Below are 22,226 nucleotides of genomic sequence, written 5' to 3' on the forward strand. Positions count from 1 at the left end.
GTTCAAGCCTTTTTGCCTTTTACCGGAACCGTCTCAGGCGTTTCGTTATACCCCTTTTTCTGGGTCATATTTACCTTCTCCGATTTTCGGATGGATTCCTGTTTGAGGACTCCCGAAGGTTTTCGGCTATCATCTCTTTGTTTCGATTTGCTTTTTGGCCCGCCGTGGCTTGGCGAGCCGCCTTCTACATTGTTGGTTTGCGTTTTCATGGTTTTTCAGGTTTTGACTGGTACCTGCAAATTCCATTCCCGTTGGCGTCACTTTTTTAGGGTAGTGCAGTAGAACCGCCCGCGGAGCGGACTCTTTATCAAATCACAATCCAACAAACCAGATGAATCTTTTCAAATCCATTTCTCAGATACGCGATCTCCTCAAATCCATCGATATCGAAGCCGTAGCAAAGCTTTCCCGGAAAGTTGACCTGAACCAGTTAATGGGTGTGGTTTCTAAAATGAGCGATGACGACCTCGGCAAAATGCTCAAATTCATGCAAGCGGGGTCCGGCAAAAAGAAAGTTCCGCCTGCCGTTAATGGGGATTTTTATGAACTGGGGGCGACGCTCAATCCCGAGGAACGAGAAATTCAGCTCAGAGTGAGGGAGTTTATGGAAACGGAAATCCGGCCGATTGCGAATTACTATTGGAACAATGCGCAGTTTCCGATGCACGTCATACCGCTGATGGCCAAGCTGAACATCTGCGGCCTTACCTACCATGGCTACGGCTGCGCCGGGCGGTCGGCATTGCTGGAAGGGTTCATAGCGATGGAAATGGCGCGTGTCGATTCGTCCATTTCAACATTCTTTGGCGTGCACAGCGGGCTCGCGATGGGCTCTATTTACCTGTGCGGTTCGGAGGAGCAGAAGCAGCAATGGCTCCCCGTCATGCAGCGAATGGAGTTGATAGGTGCCTTCGGGCTCACAGAGCCGGAGGTGGGTTCCGGAGCCGCGGGCGGCCTCACCACCACCTGCAAGCGGGAAGGTGACGAATGGGTTATTAACGGACAAAAGAAATGGATCGGCAATGCTACCTTCTCGGATATCACGATTATCTGGGCCCGTAATGTGGATGATAACCAGGTAAAAGGATTTATCGTGCGCAAAGAAAACCCTGGTTTTAAAGCCGAAAAAATGGAGGATAAAATGGCGCTCCGCACCGTACAGAATGCTTTGATCACATTGACCGACTGCCGTGTACCCGAGGCCGACCGGCTTCAAAATGCGAACTCGTTCAAAGATACTGCCAATGTGCTGCGCATGACCCGCGCGGGCGTTGCATGGCAGGCGGTCGGCTGCGGGCGCGGGGCGTACGAGCTGGCTTTGAAATACACAATGGAAAGAAAGCAGTTCGGCAGGCCCATAGCCGGTTTTCAGTTGGTACAGGACCTGCTGGTAACGATGCTGGGCGATCTCACGGCTATGCAGACGATGGTGTACAGGCTGTCCCAGTTGCAGGACGCGGGCGACTTGGCCGACGAGCATGCGTCCCTCGCGAAGGTTTTCTGTACGCTGCGTATGCGCTCCATCGTAGACCATGCGCGCGAGCTGTTCGGAGGCAATGGTATCCTGCTCGAATACGACATTGCCCGCTTCGTGGCCGATGCCGAAGCCATTTACTCTTACGAAGGCACGAAGGAAATCAATTCGCTGATCGTCGGAAGGGCAATTACAGGGGAGAGTGCGTTTGTATAATGCGAAAACAGGTGCATAGGCCGCTATAATGTGCCTGTTTTCATTTTATTAAGGCGTATTTCAAAAGATTCGTAGGCCATACCCGAAACCTTTTGCGCTTCTACTGCTTTGGTTTGCCATTCAATGGCCTCTTCTTTTTTGCCCAGTTTATAAAGTATGTGTGCATAGGTATCAATAAAGTTAGGGTCTCCCAACCGAAATGGAGTGACGGCATTTGATCTTTTGGCATTGGATAAGTCCATCGATCTTTTCGACCAGGTCAATGCTTTTTCCAGTAATTCCCTGTCTCGGGTAAGCTCGTAGAAATGATAGGCATGTTCATTGAGTTCCAGATAAACAAACTGGGAAGGCGGCGCTATGGCCATGGACATGACCGTTATGTCACGTTCCCGTTTGCCGCGTTTAGACATAAAAAAGGTTTGCTGCGCTTTAAAGGCAGCATCGTCCATAGCATCAAGGGAATCGACAGTTAACGGCATGTATTTGCTTTCGATCAGCTTTGCTGCGTTTTCAAAATATCGCCGCGTATCACCGATCCGATAGTAGTATTTGACCATCCATTTGGCCGAATCGATTTCACCTTGAGACCGGTTTTTTCCCTGAGCTTCCCTGGCAAATTCAGCGATTTGCGAGGCCATTTTATCGTCCCGCTTATGCGTGGCTATGCGGAATGAATTTTCAAGAATTCCCTCATTCATAGCCTTCCGTTCGTCGGGTTTAGCCGAATTGAATATACTGTCGGTTATTGATTTAGGTGTTTTGGTTTTAATGGTTTGATAGGCCAGGCTGTTTACTGCGGGGGAAAATTCAAATATCCCTTTGACAATCTTGAAACTGCTGAGCGAATCGGTGCTGAGAGATCTGACGTACTCGTCGAGCAGGTCATCAATGGCCATAGACGACTCCCTCCTTTTAATCATAAATTCCCTCATGAATGCCGGTGCGCGCACGCCTGCTTTATATTCTCTTTCGTAGTCGGGCAATTGCTTTTTTCCTTTGCGGTCGAGCGCCCGTTCAGCACCATTTAAATAGGTATATGAATCGCCCGTGGAACCATTGTTTACATGCAGGATATTTCCGTCAGAATCTACATAAAGCGACATCAGCGAACTCATGATCCGGAATTTCTGCGCCAGGTTTTGCCCATTGGAGGTACCTACATTGCAGCGAATGGAAATGAATTCCTCATCGAAGATCTTTTTAAGTACCGGGCTGCTAAAACCCATGGAAGCCACTTCGTTGCATTGGACACATTCGCTGTTTTCAAAATGGATAAAAATAAGTTTATCCTGTTCTTTTGCCTGTTTGGAAAGCTCTTTCCAGAGCGTATTGCTATCAATGAACGTAATTTGACCGCGGCTGTGAAAGGAAATGATCAATGCAATTGCCAGTACAATTTGCTTCATATTCGTCAGGTTGATGAGTTTTTCAAATGTAATTTAAATTTTGTAACCGTATATTAAAATAACATAAATGTTATAACAACTATATTCAAAGAAAACGCAGGCTTCTACAACCGTTTTTACAAATTGGGTGTCTCATACCCAAATCATTATGCTAATTCCGACTTATGAAAAAACTTCTGCTCTTCGCCTTTCTGGTCTTTATACTTTCCTGCAAAGACAATACAGTTTCGTCGACACTCAACGTATGCGGTGTAAAAGACCCAGTCCGGAATCTTCCCTGGCTGAAAGCGAAGATTGACTCTTTGAAGGCAGAAAAGCAGGAAAATATGCTCATGGTCACTGTCGGGAAGTACAAGGGTGAAATCATTTTCGATTACACTATCCTTTATATGTCTTGCAACATTTGCACAGTGTTTCGTTGCGACGGCTCCCGCGTCGACCTTTCGAAACTCACACAAGAAGAAATGCAGGAATTTACGAAAACGGTCCGGGGAGATACGCGAGGCCCCGTAATCTGGCCGGAGAAATAGCCCATCTTATTGCCGTTATGCAACGACTGGTGTAATTTGTGCCGCTCAACTCAATCCGTAATCAAAGTGCGCGCACCCACTACCATCCGTCTCGCAACTGCCGCCGACCGCGAGGTCATTTACGATATGATATGCGGTCTCGAAAACATGGTCCTCGATCGGCCGGGATTCGATGCGGCTTTCGATCGTAACATAGCAAGCCCGAATATCAGCTATTTCCTCGCCGAGCTGGATCGTAAACCTGTCGGAATGGTAAGCTGCCATATTCAGCCGCTATTGCATCACGCTGCCCTGGTTTCCGAAATTCAGGAAATGTATGTGGAACCGGAATATCGCTCGCAACAGGTTGGGAAGGTATTGATGGAGCATGTTACAGCGTTTGCAAAGGGAGCGGGGGCCATTCAGATGGAAGTTACCTCGCGTGCTACGCGGGAGCAGGCGCACAAATTCTACCAGCGTGAAGGGTTCGAAAAGTCGCATGTAAAGCTCGTCAGATACTTCAAAAATGAATAAAAAAGCACCGGGCCAACGTCCCGGTGCTTTTTGCATTACCCTAAACCTTCAACTATAACCTTTTAACTCTTAATATCTGTCTCTGTGACGGCCATCGCGAGACCAGCGGTCGCGGTCACGGCTCAGGCGGCGGGTATCCGACATCAGTTCGTGCAAGTCATTGCGGAGAATTCTTTCTTCACGGTTCGACAAGCGGCCGTGGCGGGCGAAATGGCGTTCCTTGTCTTCGATGTTTTCGTAGCGGTTCATCAGCATGTTCGCCTCACGGGAAGTGAGGGTGCCCCATTGTACACCGTTGGCTATATTTTGTCGTGCTTCTCTTTGGAGTCTGTTAATGTCAGACATTCTTTCACGGCTATAACCGTCGCGGTAGCCGTCACGATCGTAACGGGGACCATATTGGGCGGAAGCATTGGTGAATCCTAATGCGAGAACCACTGCGGCAAAAAGTATCTTTTTCATAACCCAAAAGTTTTAATGTTTGTGGGTTAGAGGGCTACTTGCCGAAGAGGTTTAAAAGGGGATTGTTAACGATTGTTAAGCCGATATAAGGCCTTGGATACCAATATCATTGTGAGGGGTCAGGATCTGACGGCAAACGATCCAGGCTGGATCACCTTCCTGATTTCTTCCTGTGTCTCCGCCAATACCTCTTCTACTTTTTTACCGGCAGGTTCAATGCCGGGCAATACCGTGAAGCTTAATGCGCAGAATGATTTCAAGGGGAAAATACCTTTTGGGTTCATTGCGCCCGTGCCATCGATCGCAACCGGCACGATGAGTGCGTCCGGGGCGCGTTTAAGCAGCGTAGCAACACCGCCCGACTGGAACTGTTTCATATCGCCGCTGGCAGTGCGGGTTCCTTCCGGGAAAATAATCGCAGAGGCCTTTTCGTCGTGGATCAGTTTGCCGAGGCGCGCGATTTCCATAATGGCCTGCTTGCCGTCTTTGCGGTTGATCAGCGCCGCACCGCTCTTGCGCAGGTTATAGGAAATGCTGGGAACACCTTTTGCAAGTTCTATTTTGGAAACAAATCGCGGACTGTATTTCCGCATATACCAATAAATAGGGGAAATGTCGTAGCTGCTCTGGTGGTTGGCTACAAATATAAGCGGCCGGTCGTTGGGTAACTGGGCAAGATTCCTAAGCTTGATACGAGCACCGGTGAGGTAGAGCCCGAATGTGAGGGAAAAATTAAGCCAGTCGACCGACACCTTGTGCGCCTTTTTGCCGAAGACGTTGAATGCGATGACCTGTATAACATGGAAAACTAATAGGGTAATACCGAAATGGATCAGGTAGAGGGCACTCAGAACGTAATCGAGGATTTTTTTCATTCTTATTTTTTTTGCAAAAATAGTCTAAATCTGTTTTGGTTACTCCAAATTCTAAGACGTGAAATGACAATTGTCATTCAAAACTTACGTATAATTCACGTTATTTGTAAAATAGTCAATAGTGTTTAAATCGAAATACCAATGGATATTACGCTTTCAGCCGAAAGGCTTGAAGTAATGAAACATATAGGCAAAGACCTCGACGGGCTGATTGGAGAATACCTGAAGCCGATCGAGGAAAACTGGCAACCCGCTGATTTTCTGCCCGATGCAACGCGGGAGAATTTTTTGCATGAAGTGAAGCTTTTGCAGGAAAGTTGCCGCGACCTGCCTTATGACTACATTGCTGTGCTGATCGGAGACACGATTACGGAAGAGGCGCTGCCTACTTACGAATCCTGGCTGGTGGATGTGATTGGTGTCAACCAGGTCGACGAGCCGGAATCCGGCTGGGTGAAATGGGTGCGTGCCTGGACGGCCGAGGAAAACCGCCACGGCGACTTGCTCAACAAGTATCTTTATCTCTCGGGCCGTGTGAATATGCGTGCCATGGAGGTTTCTACACAATATCTCATTGCCGACGGTTTCGATATCGGCACCGACCGTGACCCTTACCGGAACTTCATTTATACTTCGTTCCAGGAGTTGGCTACCAACGTTTCGCACCGCCGTACGGCCACGCTCGCGAAGAAATTCGGTAACCCGCATTTATCGAAAATATGCGGTGTGATTGCTTCCGACGAAATGCGTCACGCAAAGGCATACAAGACATTCGTAACCCGTATCCTGGAAGTCGACCCGTCGGAGCTGATACTGGCTTTGGAAGATATGATGAAGAAAAAGATCGTGATGCCGGCGCACTTCATGCGGGAAACCGGCGTGAAAATGGGCGAAACGTTCTCACACTTCTCCGATGCCGCACAACGCCTGGGCGTGTACACGACGCTGGATTACATCGATATCCTCGAAGATTTGCTTAAAGAATGGAATATCGGTTCCGTTCGCGACATCAACGAAAGAGCGGAAAAAGCAAGAGATTACCTCATGGCTCTTCCCGCACGCCTCAGAAGAATCGCCGACCGTACCCGCATTCCGGATCTGGAATATGAGTTTAGCTGGATAAGCCGGTAAAATGACGACCGACCGCTGACCGCTGACCGCCGATTTTGCCATATTGGCATGAGATCGGCCGTCAGCGGTCGGCCGTCAGCGGTCGGCCGTCGGCGGTCGCATTACTGCAACAACATCACAGCCCCCTTCTTGCTGATTACCTTCCCCTTGGTCGATACCCCTTCGATTTCCCACACGTAGTTGCCTGAAACGGCTGCATTGCCGTTGAAAGAGCCGTCCCAGCCTGTGTTGAGCTGGTTGGTAAAGAAAACAACCTGCCCCCAACGATTGTAAATGCGGAAGTAGCGGATCGATTCGATTTCGTTCACGACCGGTATCAATACCTCGTTTTTGCCGTCGCCATTGGGCGAGAAAGCGGTTGGGATTATTATGCTCTCCTGACGCTTAATGGAGAGGTTTACCTGCCCGGAACCTTTGCAGCCAAGCTCCGAGGTAACATCCACTGTATAAGACTGATTTTCGCGTAAAACAGCGACCGGGCTTTGAATATTGGCATTGTTCAGGCCCAATGCCGGTGTCCAGAGAAACGTCGCAGCGGCGTAGTTGCGGATCTGAGGAGAGGTAGCATTGAGCTGAAATGGAACATTGTACTCAATCAGGGCGTCGGGCGTCACATTTACCTCTATTTTGGGTGATACGGTGACGCGCACGGTGTCTGTTTGAGTGCAAAAACCCTTGGTGGCGGTAATGATGTATTGCGTTGTGGTTTCCGGGCTGGCTACCGGTTCCATCACGCTGGCATTATCCAGTCCGTTTTGCGGTGCCCATGAAAATGCCTGGCCATTGCTGGTCGTAGCGAGCGCGACCGATTGCCCCGTGCAAAGGATGGTGTCGGGCATAGTACTGACGATAATATCACTGGTAAACGTCACATTGGCGTCCTGCCCGGTGGTGCAGCCGTTGGCATCTTTGACAAACACCCTGTAATGCCCCGCCGGCTTCTGAAATGTGTTCGCTGCCTGGAAATTGACAGAGTCGATCGAATATTGGTAGGGGGAAACGCCATCGACTGCAGAAAGTGTAATCGTTCCGTCGGTTCCGGTGTCGCAGCTGCCGGGTGCCACCTCGGCGGTTAATGTCGGCCTGCCGATGATAATCTGTTTGCCATTTTCAAGCGTGTTGCCGCAGGCCTGGCTGGTAACCGCAAGCGTAACGTATTTTGGGCCGCCGGTAGTCCATCTCAACACATAAGGCCCCATTCCGGAACCCGAAATAACCTGTGCCCCATCCCAACCCCATTTAAAATCATAGCCCGTGCCGGGAGCCGGAATGGGGCCGGTGTATTTTACTTCAACGTTTTTTGAAGGGTCACAATCCGGACTGGAAGTAATGGAGAAATCCGCATACGAGTTGATATTGGCCTCAAAGCAGATTTCCAAAGCGGACCTGTTGACCGCATCCCGCGAAAAATACTCGCGACGAAAACACAGGTAGGCAATATTGGCTTCTCCCGATTCGCAGGAAACTACACTATCATCCCGAAAAATATAAATCGGAACCCCGGCTTTCCCTACGTAGTTTTTATTGGTGTCTATAAAGCTGGTAAAGAGGTTATTGCCGACATAAATATTCATCTTTCCCGTGGCGCCATCACGTGTGAAAGTCAGTAGGTAGTAGGTGGAGGAGTTGAAATAAGGGCATTCCCCGATAATGCCGTTCGGAGATAAATCCAGGCAGTGGCTGTTAGTTCCCGGAGCGGTTTTAAAGTAAATACCTTCATCGCGGGTACCGTTCGAAAAATCGATGATCCGGGCCCGGGCCTGGCCCCAGTCGGTCACTTTCAGATAAAGCTGGATGGTATAGGATTCGGAAACGAAGCCGTCGGTATTGGGGTACATCAATCCCGAGTTCATGTTGTTGTGATAAACAGCACGTCTTTCCCCGCACGGAAGCGTCTCACCGATAAATCTGCCCTCCGAACTGCCAGCACTACACGAGCCTGCCGCTTTTTGCGGTACAACGTTCGGGCCGCATTCCGGTTGCGCCACAGTGAATTCGTTTTTGAAACGATAGGTGTGTTTGCCGGTCTGCGCCTGGGCAAAAGGCAGGAAATAGCATAAAAAAAGGAGGATATATAAAGCACTCAACTTCATATCGTTGCCTACGGACCGAACGTGAGTAAAAATTGGGATTCAAAATTACGGTAAATACAACTAAAACGATGCCAGTCCGGTGCTTTTTTGATGCAGCGGGCACAAAACGGACCGGGCCCGCAAGTGCAGGCCCGGTCCAGCGATCAATATGTATGTGAGAGTTTACTAGGGAATTGCTCTTACGTTTCCACGACGGATCATGAGATTGTCCTTCGTTTTGAGATCGTCATGGAGCATTTTACGGAAGCTATCGACGTTCTTTGTCGCGGCAAGACGTTGTCCTTCCGGAGCTGGAATCCCAATAATATCGAGTGCTTTGCGGAGCAGCGTCTCATTTTCATCGCCGAAAGGCAGATAAGGAACGGTGGAATCTTCCACTTCGTAATCCGGCGTCATGCCGTTCACGGTGCCGTAATCCGACTCGCCGTTGGCATTCGCCGTTTGCCCGAGCATGATGTACGCGCCCCATTTCCAGCGTTCCTGGTCGTCGCTGATCAGCGAGCCGAACAGGTTTTTACCGGCGGTATGCTCACCGATTTTGATGACGCTCATGTAGGGTTTCAAGCCGTTGATAACCAGCTCGCTGGCGGAAGCTGTGCCGTTGGACGTCAGCACAAACACGCGGTTCAATGTGCTGCCGATATTGTTCGCTTCGTTCAGGAAGGTGTAGTTGAGCGCGTCGGCTCCCTGGGTTTTCTGCCAGTAAGCGGTGTATTTGTCGTTCCACTGCTCTTTATAGAAGATTTTGGAGCTCGAAACACCAGTCCCGATCAGCGACGCCAGTGTTTCTGCCGAACTGATATATCCTCCCGGATTGAACCGCAAGTCGAGTACCAGTTCATTCACACCTTTACTTTTAAAATTCGCAAACACCTGGCGCAGCTCATTGTCGTATTTGGATTCATCATTATCGGTACCCGGCACGAACTGGGTGTAAACAAGGTAGCCGATTGTTTTGCCGTAAGTCGGTTTTGAAATCACCGTCGAAAAAAGGACGGGGTCTTCGCTTACCTGTGCTTTGGTCATGGTAATCGTCTGGCTGCTGGCCACGATATTGGAACCTGAGACTTCTCCCAATGTAAAAGTGGCCGTTTCGTTGCTGCTGAGCAGTGAAGTATAATTGCTGGAGGTCAGCTGCGAACCGTTTACTTTCATGAGAATATCACCCCGTTTCAGGCCCGCTGTTTCGGCTGGGCTGCCTTTTACCACGTAATTCAGGAAGGCTGCAATGTTCGATTTGCCATTATCAATGTAAGACAATGAATAGCTGATCCCGAAGATTTTACTGATGCCGTTGAACTCGTCCTGCAAGGCATCGATATCGTCGGTAACCATCGAGAACCGGTCGACGGTTGTGCGCTGGTACACGAGTTTTTCAAAATAGTCGTTGGGATCAATGGTGTTATCTAATGTGCTTTCCGCCGGCAGGTTTTTGTACCAGAAATAGGCATCGTCCATCACATCGTAAAGCCAGCTATTAATGTCAGGATAATCCGCCGCAGTGATAGAATCGACGGATGCGGCGGCGGGGTCGACATCTTTGTCCTTGCAACCCACCACCGCCAACGCAAATATCAGGACATAGAGAAGATGTAATTGTTTGAAATTTAACATAGTGTTCAGTTTAAAGTAATGCGTAAACTGATTCCATAGGCCGTAATGCAATGCAGGTTAATCGGTAATATACTGCTGTTACGTAGCGGGGAGGGGAAATGTGGCGGTGGTCAGCGCTAATTTTATTCAGTTAAAGTCGCAGTGGCCCCGCAAGGGGCGCCTTGTTTGAAGTAAACCATTGTGATAAATGCAAAACGGCTCCGTAGAAGCCTCCTAGTTCACAGGAGGCTTCTACGGAGCCGTTTTAATTGGGTGCCGATTGTTGTGCTATAAACGGGCAGGCCCAGCGGGCCTGCTCTTACTTAAATCTCTGTCAATCCCCTGAAAAAATTCCTCGCTATGATCGCATATTCCAGCGGATTTGCTTTGGCAGGGTCCTGTTCTGCTTCGAGGACGATCCAACCTGCGTAGTCGCTTTTTTTAATGACTTCGAAAAGGGATGGGAAATCAATGCAGCCTTCGGGATCACCGGGGACGGTGAAAACGCCGTTTTTAACGGCTGTAAGGAAGCTCAGGCGCTCGTCGTGTACGCGTTGGAGCACGTTCGGGCGTACGTCTTTGAGGTGTATATGCGCCGTCCGGCCGATGTATTTGTTCAACGCAGCCACAGGGTCTTCCCCGGCGAAATGGAAATGCCCGCAGTCGTAGTTCAGGAACACGTAGTCGGGGTTGGTTTCGTTGAGGAGTCGGTCGGTTTCTTCCACAGTTTGAATGCAGGTACCCATGTGGTGGTGAAACGCGAGTTTCATGCCGCGGTCACGGGCGATTTTGCCAAGCTCGTCGAGGCCGTAAGTGAAGTTGTCCCAATCCTCACGGGTATTCAGCATGCCTTTGCCTTCAAACACCGGCACATCCATCTGCCCCTGGCAGCTATTGCCGGTTTCGCCACCACCGATCACTTTGGCACCCATTACTTCCAGGAAGTCGAGCAGTTTGGTGAAGTTTTCGCGGTTCTCGGCAAATGTTTTGGTCGTCAGCTCGTAGCTGTTCCATTGGTTGCAGATCTGCAAGCCACGGAGTTCCAATGCTTTTTTGAGCACGTTGGTATCGCGGGGGAATTTGTTGCCTACTTCGCAGCCCGTAAATCCGGCAAGTGCCATTTCGCTCACGCATTGCTCAAATGTATTCTCGCCGCCGAGCTCCGGCATATCGTCGTTGGTCCAATTGATCGGAGCAACGCCCAGTTTGATGTTTTCGAAGTTCATTTTTTTGAAAAGGGATGAAGGGGAAGAAAGGGAGGATGGAGGAAGGGGAGGAAGAAACAGGCAAAAGAAATTCCTTTTCCTCCTTCCTCCCTTTCCTCCTTTTCTCCCTATAAAAAAATTCGTTGTGTTTTTTTGTTCTCGCGGTAAGTTTCAAATGCCTTTTGCACCGAAGCCGACGTCGATACCTCAGCCACCGGCACTTCCCACCATGCGTGGTAACCCTTCACGGTGCGGTAAAGACTGGTTTCAATGTAAATGACAGTAGTGCGGTCGGCGGTTTTGGATTGTGCCAATGCATTTTCCAGCGATTGTCTGTCGGTAGCGCGGATGACGTTAGCGCCGAGGCTTTCCGCATTTTTGGCGAGGTCCACCGGTAAAAATCCGCCCGATAGCTGCCCCGTCTCATTTTCGCGGTATTTGTACATAGTCCCAAAGCGCTCGCTGCCGATGCTTTCCGATAGCCCTCCAATGCTAGCGTAGCCGTTGTTGTTCAACAACAGGATGGTAAAGCGCACGCCTTCCTGAATGGCCGTGACGATCTCGTGGTTGTTCATCAGGTAACCGCCGTCGCCGCAAAGCACATATACTTCCCGAGACGGATCCGCCATTTTGGCCCCGAGCCCGGCAGCGATCTCGTAACCCATGCAGGAGAAACCGTATTCGAGGTGGAAGTTTTTCGGGTCGGTAGCGCGCCAGAGCTTGTGCAAATCACCCGGGGCACTGCCCGATGCATTGATCATTACATCACGGTCGTCCATGAAGCTATTCAGCGTGCCGATTACAACAGCCTGATCGATCGGCGGAACGGTACTGTTGCCTTCAGCGTAGATTTGCGTCACCTCGTCGTCCCAGGCTTTGTTGATGTGAGCGATGTGCTGACGGTACTCCGCAGCCACTTCATGGTTACCCAAAAGCCCGGTCAATTCTTCCAATACCGCCTTCGCATCCCCGATTACGGGCAATGCAGCATGTTTGAAAGCATCGAATTCGCTGATATTGATATTGATAAAACGGACACCCGGATTTTTGAAGATCGATTTGGAAGCCGTTGTAAAATCGCTGTAACGTGTGCCGATACCGATGACGAGATCGGCCTGGTTGGCCACATCGATCGCATATTTGGTGCCCGTAGCGCCCAAGCCGCCAATGCTGTACGGCGCATCATAGCGCACCGCACCTTTTCCGGCAAAAGTTTCGCCGACAGGGATGCCGGTTTTGGATGCAAATTGATGAAGCGTTTCCGTCGCCCCGCTATAAATGGCGCCACCGCCTGCTACGATCACTGGTTTTTCAGCAGATTTGATCCATTCTGCTGCCTTTTGCAACGTAATTAGATCCGGGCGTGGCCGGCCGACATGCCATACGCGTTTTTGAAATAATGACTCAGGAAAATCATAAGCATGTGTTTGCACATCCTGCGGCATCGAGAGCGTCACGGCACCCATTTCTGCTTGTGAGGTAAGTACGCGCATTACTTCGGGCAGGGAGTAAATGAGCTGCTCCGGGCGGTTAATGCGGTCCCAGTATTTGGAAACCGGTTTGAAACAATCATTGACCGAAATATCCTGCGAAGCGGCACTTTCGAGTTGCTGCAAAACCGGGTTCGGCTCACGTGTAGCGAAAATATCGCCTGGCAGGAGCAGTACCGGTAATCGGTTAATGGTCGCCAATGCGGCACCGGTGATCATATTGGTAGCGCCCGGCCCGATCGACGTCGTACAAACGAATGCGCCCAGCCGGTTCTTCACCTTTGCATAAGCTACCGCGGTATGGACCATAGATTGTTCGTTGCGACATTGGTAATAGCGGAAATCCGGGTTTTCCTGCAATGCCTGGCCAAGCCCTGCTACATTACCGTGCCCGAAAATACCGAAACAGCCGCCGAAATAGGGCTCCTCAATACCGTCGCGTTCGATGTACTGATTTTTTAGAAACATGATGGTAGCCTGCGCCACCGTGAGTCGTTTGGTCATGTCTTTGAATATTTACTGTTCGAAACAGAGTCAGCTGATAACATTGCTGAATTCGCTCGCTTTGCCCGTGCAACCGAACAGATCGAACTTTTTCAGCATAAACTTTTTGTATTCCTCCATAAAAATCTTCCCAGGGGTAGTGGGAGCGAATTCGTCGGGGCGGTCGCGGAAAAACTCCCGGTTCACCATCGTCCAAAGCAGGCGGGTGTCGGTAGCAATGTTGATTTTGCAGATCCCGAGCGGAATAGCCTTCCTTACTTCTTCTTCCTGTACGCCTTTGGCATCGGTTTTCAACTGGCCGCCGGCCGCATTGATGCGTTCGATTACTTCCGGTACCACGTTTGAGCCACCGTGCAGGACAAGCGGGAAGCCCGGCAAGCGCTGCTGGATTTCTTGCAGAATGTGAAATTGCAAACCCTGGCCGCCGGAAAACTTGTAAGCACCATGGCTGGTGCCGACGGCAATGGCAAGGCTGTCGCAATCGGTGGCATTTACGAAATCTTCGACCTGCTGCGGATTGGTATAAAACGAATGCGCAGCGTCTACCGTCAAATCATCTTCCACGCCAGCCAGCACGCCAAGTTCTGCTTCCACACTAATGCCCTTCGCATGCGCCGCGGCTACCACGGCTTTGGTACGGGCTACATTCGTTTCAAAACTGTCGTGCGAAGCATCGATCATCACGGACGTGTATCCGCCTTTGTCGATGGCGTCGAAAATGTGCGCTTCGTACCCATGATCCATGTGGACCGCGTACGTCACGTTCGGGTAAATGCGCGCGGCGGCACCTATCATGGACAGGAGCATATCTGCATTCGCATAGTCACGAGCGAATGGCGTAGTTTGTACAATGAAAGGCGCATTCGCCTCTTGTGCCGCAGCGAAAAGGCCATGGATTTCTTCCATGAAAAACACATTCACTGCCGGTATCGCGTAGCGGCCGTAGCATTTTTCAAATAGTTGGCGAGTTGTCAGTAGCATTGGAATGGTTACCAGAAAATCGTGTATAAAGCTGCCAGTACACCGCATATCAACACCGAGCCTATCACAAAACTTTTCCCGGGCTGGAACATGGAAGCCTGAATGTCCAAGGCCTTAGGGTTGTTTTTGCTCTTAGGATCGGCCAGGGAAATGGCGGCGATTACGGCGCAGAGGATCAGGAAAATGTAGCCCATACGGTCCAAGAACGGGATTTCGGGGTACATAAACTTGCCTGCGGTCGACAACGGGATCGTCAGCAATGCAGCTGTGAGCGCCGCCGCCGATGTAGTCCGCTTCCAGAACATCCCAAGAATGAATATGGCAAATACACCCGGCGTAATGAAGCTGCTGTATTCCTGAATGAATTGATAGGCCTGATCGAGCACCCTTAATTGCGGCGCAATGAGGATACCGATGCCCATCGCGACGTAGATCGTGTAGCGGCCCACGCGCACAAGCTGGCGCTCGGTGGCGTGCGGGGCGATGTACTGTTTGTAAATGTCTAATGTAAATATCGTTGAGATGCTGTTTGCCTTGCCGGCCAGCGACGCTACAATGGCGGCGGTAAGCGCGGCAAATGCCATTCCTTTCAGACCTGCGGGCAGGAGGTTAAGCAAAACCGGGTAAGCGTGGTCTGGTTTTACCGCATTGCCGTCGAGCATTTCCTGCTGGAACATGCCGTTTTGGTATAAAACAAATGCAGCAATGCCCGGGATTACGACGATGATCGGGATGAGCAATTTGAGCAACGCCGCGAAAAGAATCCCTTTCCGGGCCGTTGGCAAGCTGGCACCAAGGCTGCGCTGGATAATGTACTGGTTGCAGCCGAAATAGGCGAGGTTGTTGATCCACATCGCACCGATAATCACCGTCAAACCGGGAAGGTCCTTGTAAAAAGGATTCTCCTTCGGCAGAATCATATGGAAATGCGAATCCGCCTGTTCTTTGAGCAATGCGAGTGCATTAAAAAGGCCCGGTCTGTTGAAATGCTGTGATACGAGATCCAATGCAAGGTAGGTTGTTGCCAAACCGCCCATGACGAGCACTATTACCTGTACGACATCCGTGTATCCGATCACTTTCATTCCGCCGATTGTAATCACGATCGCAAAGAGACCCAGGCCGACGATACCGTAATTGAAATCAAGTCCGGCAGTCACTTCAAGTGCGAGTGCGCCGAGGTAAAGGATAGATGTCAGGTTTACAAATACATACAGCAGGAGCCAGAAAACAGCCATGATCGTTGCCACCGTGGGACTGTACCTTTCCCGCAGGAACTGCGGCATGGTGTAGATCTTGTTTTTGAGATACACCGGCAGGATAAACAGCGCAACGACGATCAGCGAGGCTGCGGCCATCCATTCGTATGAAGAAATAGCCAGGCCAATGGCAAATCCTGATCCCGACATCCCGATAAAGTGCTCCGCCGAGATATTCGAAGCGATAATGGAAGCACCAATCGCCCAGAACGTCAGCGAGCCCTCCGCAAGGAAGTAGTCGGTAGAACTAACCTCTTTCGAGCTCTTCTTTTTATAAATCCAGTAACCGTAAGCGGAAACGCCTATCAGATAGATGAAAAATACTATGTAATCCAGCGATTGCAGACCGGTAGTGGACATGCTTATGAAAGGGTTAGTTGGTTAAATTGTACGGTAATGGATGAAAGGAGCCGGTGTGGGTCAGGGATTGTCAAGAGTAGTCATGTATTGTCAGGGATTGTCAAGAGTAGTCATGTATTGTCAGGTGTTGTCAAGAGTAGTCATGTATTGTCAAGTGTAGTCAGGTGTTGTCATGTATTGTCAAGTGTAGTCAGGTCTGGTTGTTTATGTGGGCCAAACTTATTCATTTTCCGCTACACCTGACAATACTTGACCATTCATGACTACAAATGACAATACCTGACCATTCATGACTACAATGACAATACTTGACCACCCCTGACTACAAATGACTACGTTTGACTATTCCTGAACCGCCGCTGCATATTGTAGCACCTCGTCCAGTTTCACGCTTCTCCCTTCGGTAAGCGACTTCATAGCAGCGATACCGATGGCCGTCGCCATCAGACCGTCGTGTGCATCCACAGGCGAAGGAGTATCTTTCAACACGCAATCGATGAATGTTTTAAGGCATACGCGGTAGGCTGTTTCATACCTTTCCAGGAAGAAATGCAGCGGGAGCGAGCTATGGCCGCCATTGCTGTCAAAATGAATGAGCGTATCGGTGGTATTGTTCTCCGCTTTTGCCATGCCTTTCGAGCCGAAGATTTCCAGGCGCTGGTCGTAGCCGTAGACAGCCTTTCGGCTATTATCGATAACGCCAATCGCACCGTTTTCGAAGGTCAATACGATCACCGCCGTATCGATATCACCAAACTCCTTAATCTCCGGATGAATGAGCGCATCGCCTTTCACGAATACTTCTTTTACTTCGCTTCCGACAATGTAGCGTGCCATATCGAAGTCATGGATCGACATATCGAGGAAAATCCCGCCCGAAACTTTCAGGTATTCCACCGGCGGCGGTGCCGGGTCGCGACTCGTGATGCGGAGGATATGCGGCTCGCCGATTTTTTCGTTGGCGACCAAATGCCTTACGTTCATGAAGTTGGCGTCGAAACGGCGGTTAAAGCCGAGCATCAGCTTCACGTTATTATCCGAAACCGCCTTTTCAGCGGCCTGGATCGCTTCCAGCGTTACGTCCAGGGGTTTTTCACAAAAAACATGCTTTCCTTTTTCAGCGGCGGCTACGGTGTAGGGCACGTGAAAAGGTGTGGGCGAACAGATAATCACCGCTTCCACATCGGGGTGGTTGATCACGTCGTAGGCATCCGTTACGACCTCGGGAACACCCAGGTCACGGGCGAATGCGTGTGCAGTAGGCGAGAGGTCGGAAGCGATGATTACTTCCGCATCCGGCATATGGTGCACCAGGTTGCTAAGGTGGATCTGGCCAATCCGGCCGAGTCCGATCACACCGGTTTTGAGTTTTTTTGTCATCGTCAAAAGTTGCGAGCGAGTTGCATCCGCCGACTTTAGTCGGCGGTCAAAGATTTAGAAAAGATTATTGAAAAGATTTATTTATAAAATTCTTGGTCATCCCTTGCCGTCGACTTAAGTCGACGGGAATTGATTAGAATTGATAGATTAGAATTGAATTGATAGAATTGAATTTTTTGATTCTAAAATTTCCTATTCCATTCTTTCAGCCAGCGCTCGATCACAACTTTGGTCTGTGTAAAGAACTCGACGGCGTGTTTGCCCTGGCCGTGGAGGTCGCCGTAGAAGCTATCCTTCCAGCCTGAGAACGGGAATTGCGCCACGGGAGCGGCTACACCTATGTTGATACCAATATTACCCGCCTCGGCTTCGTGGCGGAAACGACGCGCGTTCAAACCGCTGCTGGTGAAAATGCAGGCCATGTTGCCGTACTTGCCGGAGTTGATAAAGCGGATCGCTTCGTCGATGGTATTAATATGTACAAGGCTCAGTACCGGCCCGAAAATTTCGGTGGCGGCCAGCTCGCCGTCCAGTGGAATGTCTTCAATGATGGTAGGGGCGATGAAGTTACCGTTTTCGTAGCCATCGATTTTCGTATTGCGCCCGTCTACCAGCAAGCGGCCTCCTTCGTGCAAGCCTTTGTCGATCAGGCTGTGTACACGGTTTTTGCTTTCCGCGGTGATCACGGGGCCCATTAATACATCTGAGTCCAGACCAAAGCCTGTTTTGCGGTTTCTGGCCGATTCCACGAGGCTTTCGGTGATGTCCTTGTGCTCGCCCACGGTAATGATCGTCGAGGCAGCCAGGCATCGTTGGCCGGCGCAGCCGTAAACGCTGTCGATCACGATCTGGGAAGTCATATCGATATCGGCGTCCGGCAGTACGATCACGGGGTTTTTGGCGCCGCCCTGTGCCTGCACACGCTTGCCATTGGCCGAGCCCTTGGCATACACATAACGGGCTACATTGGAAGAACCCACGAAGCTGATCCCTTTGATCACCGGGTGTTCGAGGATAGCGTCCACCGTTTCACGTGCGCCTTGCACGAGGTTGAGTACGCCTTTGGGAAGGTCCAGTTTTTCCATTAATCCGACGATCTTAGTCATCGTCAGCGGTACCTTTTCCGAGGGTTTGATAATGTAGCTGTTTCCGCAGGCAAGTGCGTAAGGAAGGAACCAGAACGTGATCATACCCGGGAAGTTGAATGGAGCAATACACGCACACGGGCCCAGCGGCTGGCGGATCATGTATTCGTCGATACCTTTGGCGATATCTTCCGAAAACTCGCCCTGGATGAGCGTGGGCATACCGCAGGCGTTTTCCACGTTCTCGATCGCACGCACCATCTCAGCTTTTGCCTCTATGAACGTCTTACCCGATTCGAGGGTGATGGTTCGCGCGATGTCGTCGGCGTTGTCTTCGAGGATTGTTTTAAGTTTAAACAAATATTGTACACGCTTCGAAACCGGCGTATTTCTCCATTCCTGAAAACCTTCCTGGGCAGCCGCTGCGGCATCGGCAACATCCTGTGCCGTTCCGTATGGGACCTGCGCCAATACTTCCTGCGTGGCAGGGTTCAGCACATCCACAAAATGGCTTGAATGGCTGTCGACCCAGCGGCCGTTGATGTAATTCTGTAATTTTTCCATTTGTATTTTAAAACTTATAATCCTCCGTATCCTTTCACAAACTCCATTACCTCGTCATAGGCCGGCATGAAATTCGCGCAGCCTTCGCGCGTGACGATGATTGCCCCGCATGCATTGCCCATTCTCACACTTTTGTATAAATCCCAGCCTCGCAGCAGCCCGAACGAAAAGCCGGCGCAGAAAGCGTCGCCCGCCCCGAGCACATTCAGTACCTCCACCGGGAAACCGGGTACTTTCACTTCTTCCTTACCTGGTTGGAAGATCGACGCACCGTCTTTGCCGCGCTTTACCACCAGTGTTTCCACACCCGAATTCAGGATTTCGTTGATTGCACTCTCAATATTTCCCCGGATTTCGGGTGCTGATATTTGCTGGTGTTTAATGAGGAGCTGCTCTTTGTCGGTCAAAAAGGTGGCGAGAATCTCCTCCTCGGTTCCCACCACTATATTGAAGCTGCTCAATGCCGCACGGATGGTCACGCCGAATGCACGCGGGTCGAACCACTGGTCGGCGCGGAAATCGATGTCGAGGAGGCGGGTAACCCCGTTTTTCTTCGCCAGTTCCAGCGCGTAGAACATCGCCGTACGGCTGGGATCTTTGCTGAATGCGGTCCCCGAGAATGCGGCAGCCTTGAAATCCTGGAACGGTATGGCGGATACGTGATCGATATTCAGGTTGATATCCGCGCAGTTTTCGCGGTAATATACCAGCGGGAAACGGTCGGGCGGCTCGATGCCGAGCACGACTGCCGAGCTTCGCGTGCCCTCGATGGTTGGTACCCATTCTGTAACAATACCCTCGTTGTCAAGAAAATGCTTGATGAAATTCCCGACCTGGTCGTTGCCGATACCAGTCAGAATAGCCGTTTCCAGGCCCAGCCGGCGGCTTCCGGTAGCAATATTGAGCGGACAGCCGCCCACAAATGCATTGAATGCCTCGATTTTTTCAAAAGGGCTGCCCACGTTGGCCGAGTAGAGGTCAATGGACGAGCGGCCAAGGGTAAGAAGATCGTATTTGCGCATGTTGGTGGTTATTTGAAACGTCTATCCGTTCATTTCGGCAGTGACGATCGGTAATCGTGGATCGGCACCCTTCCAGGTTCCGTAAATCCAGTCGTGGTCGGGGTCGGACGTGTTGGCAAGCGACTGGTCGCTTCCGGCGAGGAAATTCAGGTAATACACATTGTAGCCGTGGCCAGCCACTACCGGATGGTAACCTTTGGGAACGAGCACCGCTTCGTTGTTTTTCACGCGGATAATCTCGTCGAGCGAGCGGTCTTCCGTATAAACCTGCTGGATCGCGTAGCCCTGCGGTTTATCGATTTTATAGAAATAGATTTCTTCGAGATTCGCTTCCAGCAAAGTTCCGTCCTCTGCTACTTTGCGCTCGTCGTGCTTGTGTGCGGGGAACGAGCTCCAATTGCCCGAAGGCGTGTACACTTCCACGCAAACGATCTTGTGGCAGCCGAAGCCCGGTTCGAGCAGGCTGTTGATCTGGCGGTTGGCATTATCACCGCCGCGGTATTCAATCGCCGCTTCCTCGGGGCGTTTCATGCGCGGCGGATGATCTTCGTCTGACAGCACTTTGCAGATCGCAATGTCCGTACCCGGAGACTGGGCCGTAAGGACAAACGGCGTGCGGCGCGAGAGGTACATCGCATGTCCGATCCCGCTGAATACGTCCTTGCGGCCATTGCCCGTTTCCCAGACCTGCCCGGCGGCTTCTACTTTGAAATTTCCGCCCAGCAGCGCAAAGCAATATTCATATTCACCCGTATCTCCCACGATTTGTTCGCCTGCTTCCAGTATTTTAGCTTCGAAGTTCAGGTACGTCCATCCGGCCTGTTCGGCGGTGAGGGAATGATAGGTCTTGTCGTGTGTTTGGGGCTTGATCAGCAGGTTACTCATTGTGGTAAATCCATTACATTTGCACAATGATAGTGTTGTATAAATTAAACACAAAATGTAAATATGTTAATATCGAATGCAAACGTTTGAAAAAATTTCAAAGATTTAATTGCTATATTCCAACTCATGAATTCCTCACGTCCTGTTACGATCAAAGACATTGCACGCCGTTTCCGGTGCTCTCCGTCCACCGTTTCCCGCGCACTCAACGACCATCCGGCCATCAACGAAGACACCCGTAAAAACATCCAGGAATATGCCAAAGAGGTAGGTTATCAGCGTAATGAAGTATCGCTGAGCCTGCTCAATAAAAAGACCGCGTCGCTGGGCGTGGTAGTGCCGACGATCAGCAATTACTACGAAACGGCAGTGATCGAAGGCTTGCATACCGTGTTGCAGCCGATGGGCTACACGCTCAATATCTGTGTGACCAACGAGAGTTACCTGCTTGAAAAGGAATCATTGTCCAAGCTGCTCTCCAACCGTACGGAAGGGATATTCCTGTCGGTGTCGCAAGAGACTTATGACGCAGGTTACTACGAACATCTCGAAAGCGTAATCCAACGCAAAACCCCGCTCATTTTCATCGACCGCGAGTATGAAGATTTCGAAACAAGCCGGGCCACCGTGGACGATTATCACGGTGCATTTGCTGCGGTAGAGCATTTGATTTCAATAGGTTACAAGCAAATTGCACATTTGAAAGGCCCTAACGGTCTGACCGTGTCGGAGCAGCGTTTCAAGGGGTATATCAATTGCCTCAAAAAATATAACATGCCTATTCGCGAGGACCTGATCATCAACACAAATTTCAACGTGGAAAGCGCTATTCTACCCACGAAGCGACTGCTCGAACTCGCATCCCCGCCCGATGCGATCTTCGGTGTGAACGATCAGGTGGCGATAGGAGCCATGCGTGTGGCCAAAGACAAAGGGCTTCGCATTCCGCAGGATATCGGACTCGTCGGATTCGACAATTCTCCCATTTCGGCCTACACTTTCCCGTCGCTTACCACGGTTCATCGCCCGGGCCGGAAAATTGGAATGGAGGCTTCGCGTCTGTTTCTCAATCAGTTGAACGGGTCGGGGGATTTCGCGCCGGAGAGCATTGTACTGCCGTCGGAACTGGTGATCCGGGAGTCTTCGCTGCGGATTTGAAGCATCCTCGGCGAATCGCTTTTTGTAAAATAAATAGTTT

At 50.6% G+C, this 22,226-nt stretch carries 19 protein-coding genes; 5 read left to right on the forward strand and 14 right to left on the reverse strand.

Annotated features, from left to right (window positions below):
* Positions 1-2 precede the first annotated feature (2 nt).
* Positions 3-209, reverse strand: coding sequence for a hypothetical protein (locus CLV60_RS24130; protein WP_106597954.1), 207 nt, complete (start codon positions 207-209; stop codon positions 3-5).
* Positions 210-331: 122 nt separating this feature from the next.
* On the opposite strand from CLV60_RS24130, the gene CLV60_RS24135 reads away from it, so the two are divergent.
* On the forward strand, positions 332-1,690 hold the full coding sequence (locus CLV60_RS24135) for an acyl-CoA dehydrogenase family protein (protein WP_106597955.1): 1,359 nt from the start codon (positions 332-334) through the stop codon (positions 1,688-1,690).
* A 23-nt stretch (positions 1,691-1,713) separates the two neighbouring features.
* Here the strand turns inward: CLV60_RS24135 and CLV60_RS24140 are convergent, their stop codons facing one another.
* Positions 1,714-3,096: a thioredoxin family protein gene (locus tag CLV60_RS24140; protein WP_106597956.1), complete on the reverse strand. Its 1,383-nt coding sequence runs from the start codon at positions 3,094-3,096 to the stop codon at positions 1,714-1,716.
* 164 nt (positions 3,097-3,260) lie between these two features.
* Between CLV60_RS24140 and CLV60_RS24145 the strand changes: the two genes are divergently transcribed.
* The gene (locus tag CLV60_RS24145) at positions 3,261-3,626 is read left to right on the forward strand and encodes a hypothetical protein (RefSeq protein WP_106597957.1); all 366 of its coding nucleotides are present in this window, start codon (positions 3,261-3,263) and stop codon (positions 3,624-3,626) included.
* Between the two features lie 66 nt (positions 3,627-3,692).
* Entirely contained in the window at positions 3,693-4,139 is a 447-nt protein-coding gene (locus tag CLV60_RS24150) for a GNAT family N-acetyltransferase (RefSeq protein ID WP_106597958.1), read from the forward strand.
* Between the two features lie 69 nt (positions 4,140-4,208).
* Here CLV60_RS24150 and CLV60_RS24155 read toward each other — a convergent pair whose 3' ends face one another.
* Together CLV60_RS24155 and CLV60_RS24160 are read right to left on the reverse strand one after the other, a co-directional pair.
* Positions 4,209-4,601, reverse strand: coding sequence for a hypothetical protein (locus CLV60_RS24155; protein ID WP_106597959.1), 393 nt, complete (start codon positions 4,599-4,601; stop codon positions 4,209-4,211).
* 119 nt (positions 4,602-4,720) lie between these two features.
* Positions 4,721-5,476, reverse strand: coding sequence for a lysophospholipid acyltransferase family protein (locus CLV60_RS24160; RefSeq protein ID WP_106597960.1), 756 nt, complete (start codon positions 5,474-5,476; stop codon positions 4,721-4,723).
* A gap of 141 nt (positions 5,477-5,617) precedes the next feature.
* Between CLV60_RS24160 and CLV60_RS24165 the strand changes: the two genes are divergently transcribed.
* Entirely contained in the window at positions 5,618-6,607 is a 990-nt protein-coding gene (locus tag CLV60_RS24165; protein ID WP_106597961.1) for an acyl-ACP desaturase, read from the forward strand.
* A 101-nt stretch (positions 6,608-6,708) separates the two neighbouring features.
* Here CLV60_RS24165 and CLV60_RS24170 read toward each other — a convergent pair whose 3' ends face one another.
* From CLV60_RS24170 to iolB, 10 genes are all read right to left on the reverse strand, one after another.
* A complete protein-coding gene (locus tag CLV60_RS24170; protein WP_106597962.1) occupies positions 6,709-8,700 on the reverse strand; it encodes a T9SS type B sorting domain-containing protein in 1,992 nt (663 codons plus the stop codon).
* Positions 8,701-8,865: 165 nt separating this feature from the next.
* Positions 8,866-10,314, reverse strand: coding sequence for a S41 family peptidase (locus CLV60_RS24175; protein WP_229211110.1), 1,449 nt, complete (start codon positions 10,312-10,314; stop codon positions 8,866-8,868).
* Between the two features lie 302 nt (positions 10,315-10,616).
* Positions 10,617-11,519: a myo-inosose-2 dehydratase gene (gene iolE / locus CLV60_RS24180; RefSeq protein WP_106597963.1), complete on the reverse strand. Its 903-nt coding sequence runs from the start codon at positions 11,517-11,519 to the stop codon at positions 10,617-10,619.
* A gap of 107 nt (positions 11,520-11,626) precedes the next feature.
* Complete coding sequence (gene iolD, locus CLV60_RS24185) at positions 11,627-13,492, reverse strand: 3D-(3,5/4)-trihydroxycyclohexane-1,2-dione acylhydrolase (decyclizing) (protein WP_106597964.1); 1,866 nt, start codon at positions 13,490-13,492, stop codon at positions 11,627-11,629.
* A gap of 30 nt (positions 13,493-13,522) precedes the next feature.
* Positions 13,523-14,473: a class II fructose-bisphosphate aldolase gene (locus CLV60_RS24190; protein WP_106597965.1), complete on the reverse strand. Its 951-nt coding sequence runs from the start codon at positions 14,471-14,473 to the stop codon at positions 13,523-13,525.
* 8 nt (positions 14,474-14,481) lie between these two features.
* A complete protein-coding gene (locus tag CLV60_RS24195) occupies positions 14,482-16,092 on the reverse strand; it encodes a sodium:solute symporter family transporter (RefSeq protein WP_106597966.1) in 1,611 nt (536 codons plus the stop codon).
* 342 nt (positions 16,093-16,434) lie between these two features.
* Positions 16,435-17,472, reverse strand: a complete 1,038-nt coding sequence (gene iolG / locus CLV60_RS24200) for an inositol 2-dehydrogenase (RefSeq protein ID WP_106597967.1) — start codon at positions 17,470-17,472, stop codon at positions 16,435-16,437.
* A gap of 182 nt (positions 17,473-17,654) precedes the next feature.
* A complete protein-coding gene (locus CLV60_RS24205; protein WP_106597968.1) occupies positions 17,655-19,121 on the reverse strand; it encodes a CoA-acylating methylmalonate-semialdehyde dehydrogenase in 1,467 nt (488 codons plus the stop codon).
* A gap of 14 nt (positions 19,122-19,135) precedes the next feature.
* Positions 19,136-20,143, reverse strand: coding sequence for a 5-dehydro-2-deoxygluconokinase (iolC, locus tag CLV60_RS24210; protein ID WP_106597969.1), 1,008 nt, complete (start codon positions 20,141-20,143; stop codon positions 19,136-19,138).
* A 21-nt stretch (positions 20,144-20,164) separates the two neighbouring features.
* Positions 20,165-21,028, reverse strand: coding sequence for a 5-deoxy-glucuronate isomerase (iolB, locus tag CLV60_RS24215; RefSeq protein ID WP_106597970.1), 864 nt, complete (start codon positions 21,026-21,028; stop codon positions 20,165-20,167).
* Positions 21,029-21,154: 126 nt separating this feature from the next.
* Between iolB and CLV60_RS24220 the strand changes: the two genes are divergently transcribed.
* On the forward strand, positions 21,155-22,186 hold the full coding sequence (locus CLV60_RS24220) for a LacI family DNA-binding transcriptional regulator (RefSeq protein WP_106597971.1): 1,032 nt from the start codon (positions 21,155-21,157) through the stop codon (positions 22,184-22,186).
* The last annotated feature ends 40 nt before the right edge of the window (positions 22,187-22,226 follow it).

Source organism: Dyadobacter jiangsuensis (assembly GCF_003014695.1).
Lineage (GTDB): Bacteria > Bacteroidota > Bacteroidia > Cytophagales > Spirosomataceae > Dyadobacter > Dyadobacter jiangsuensis.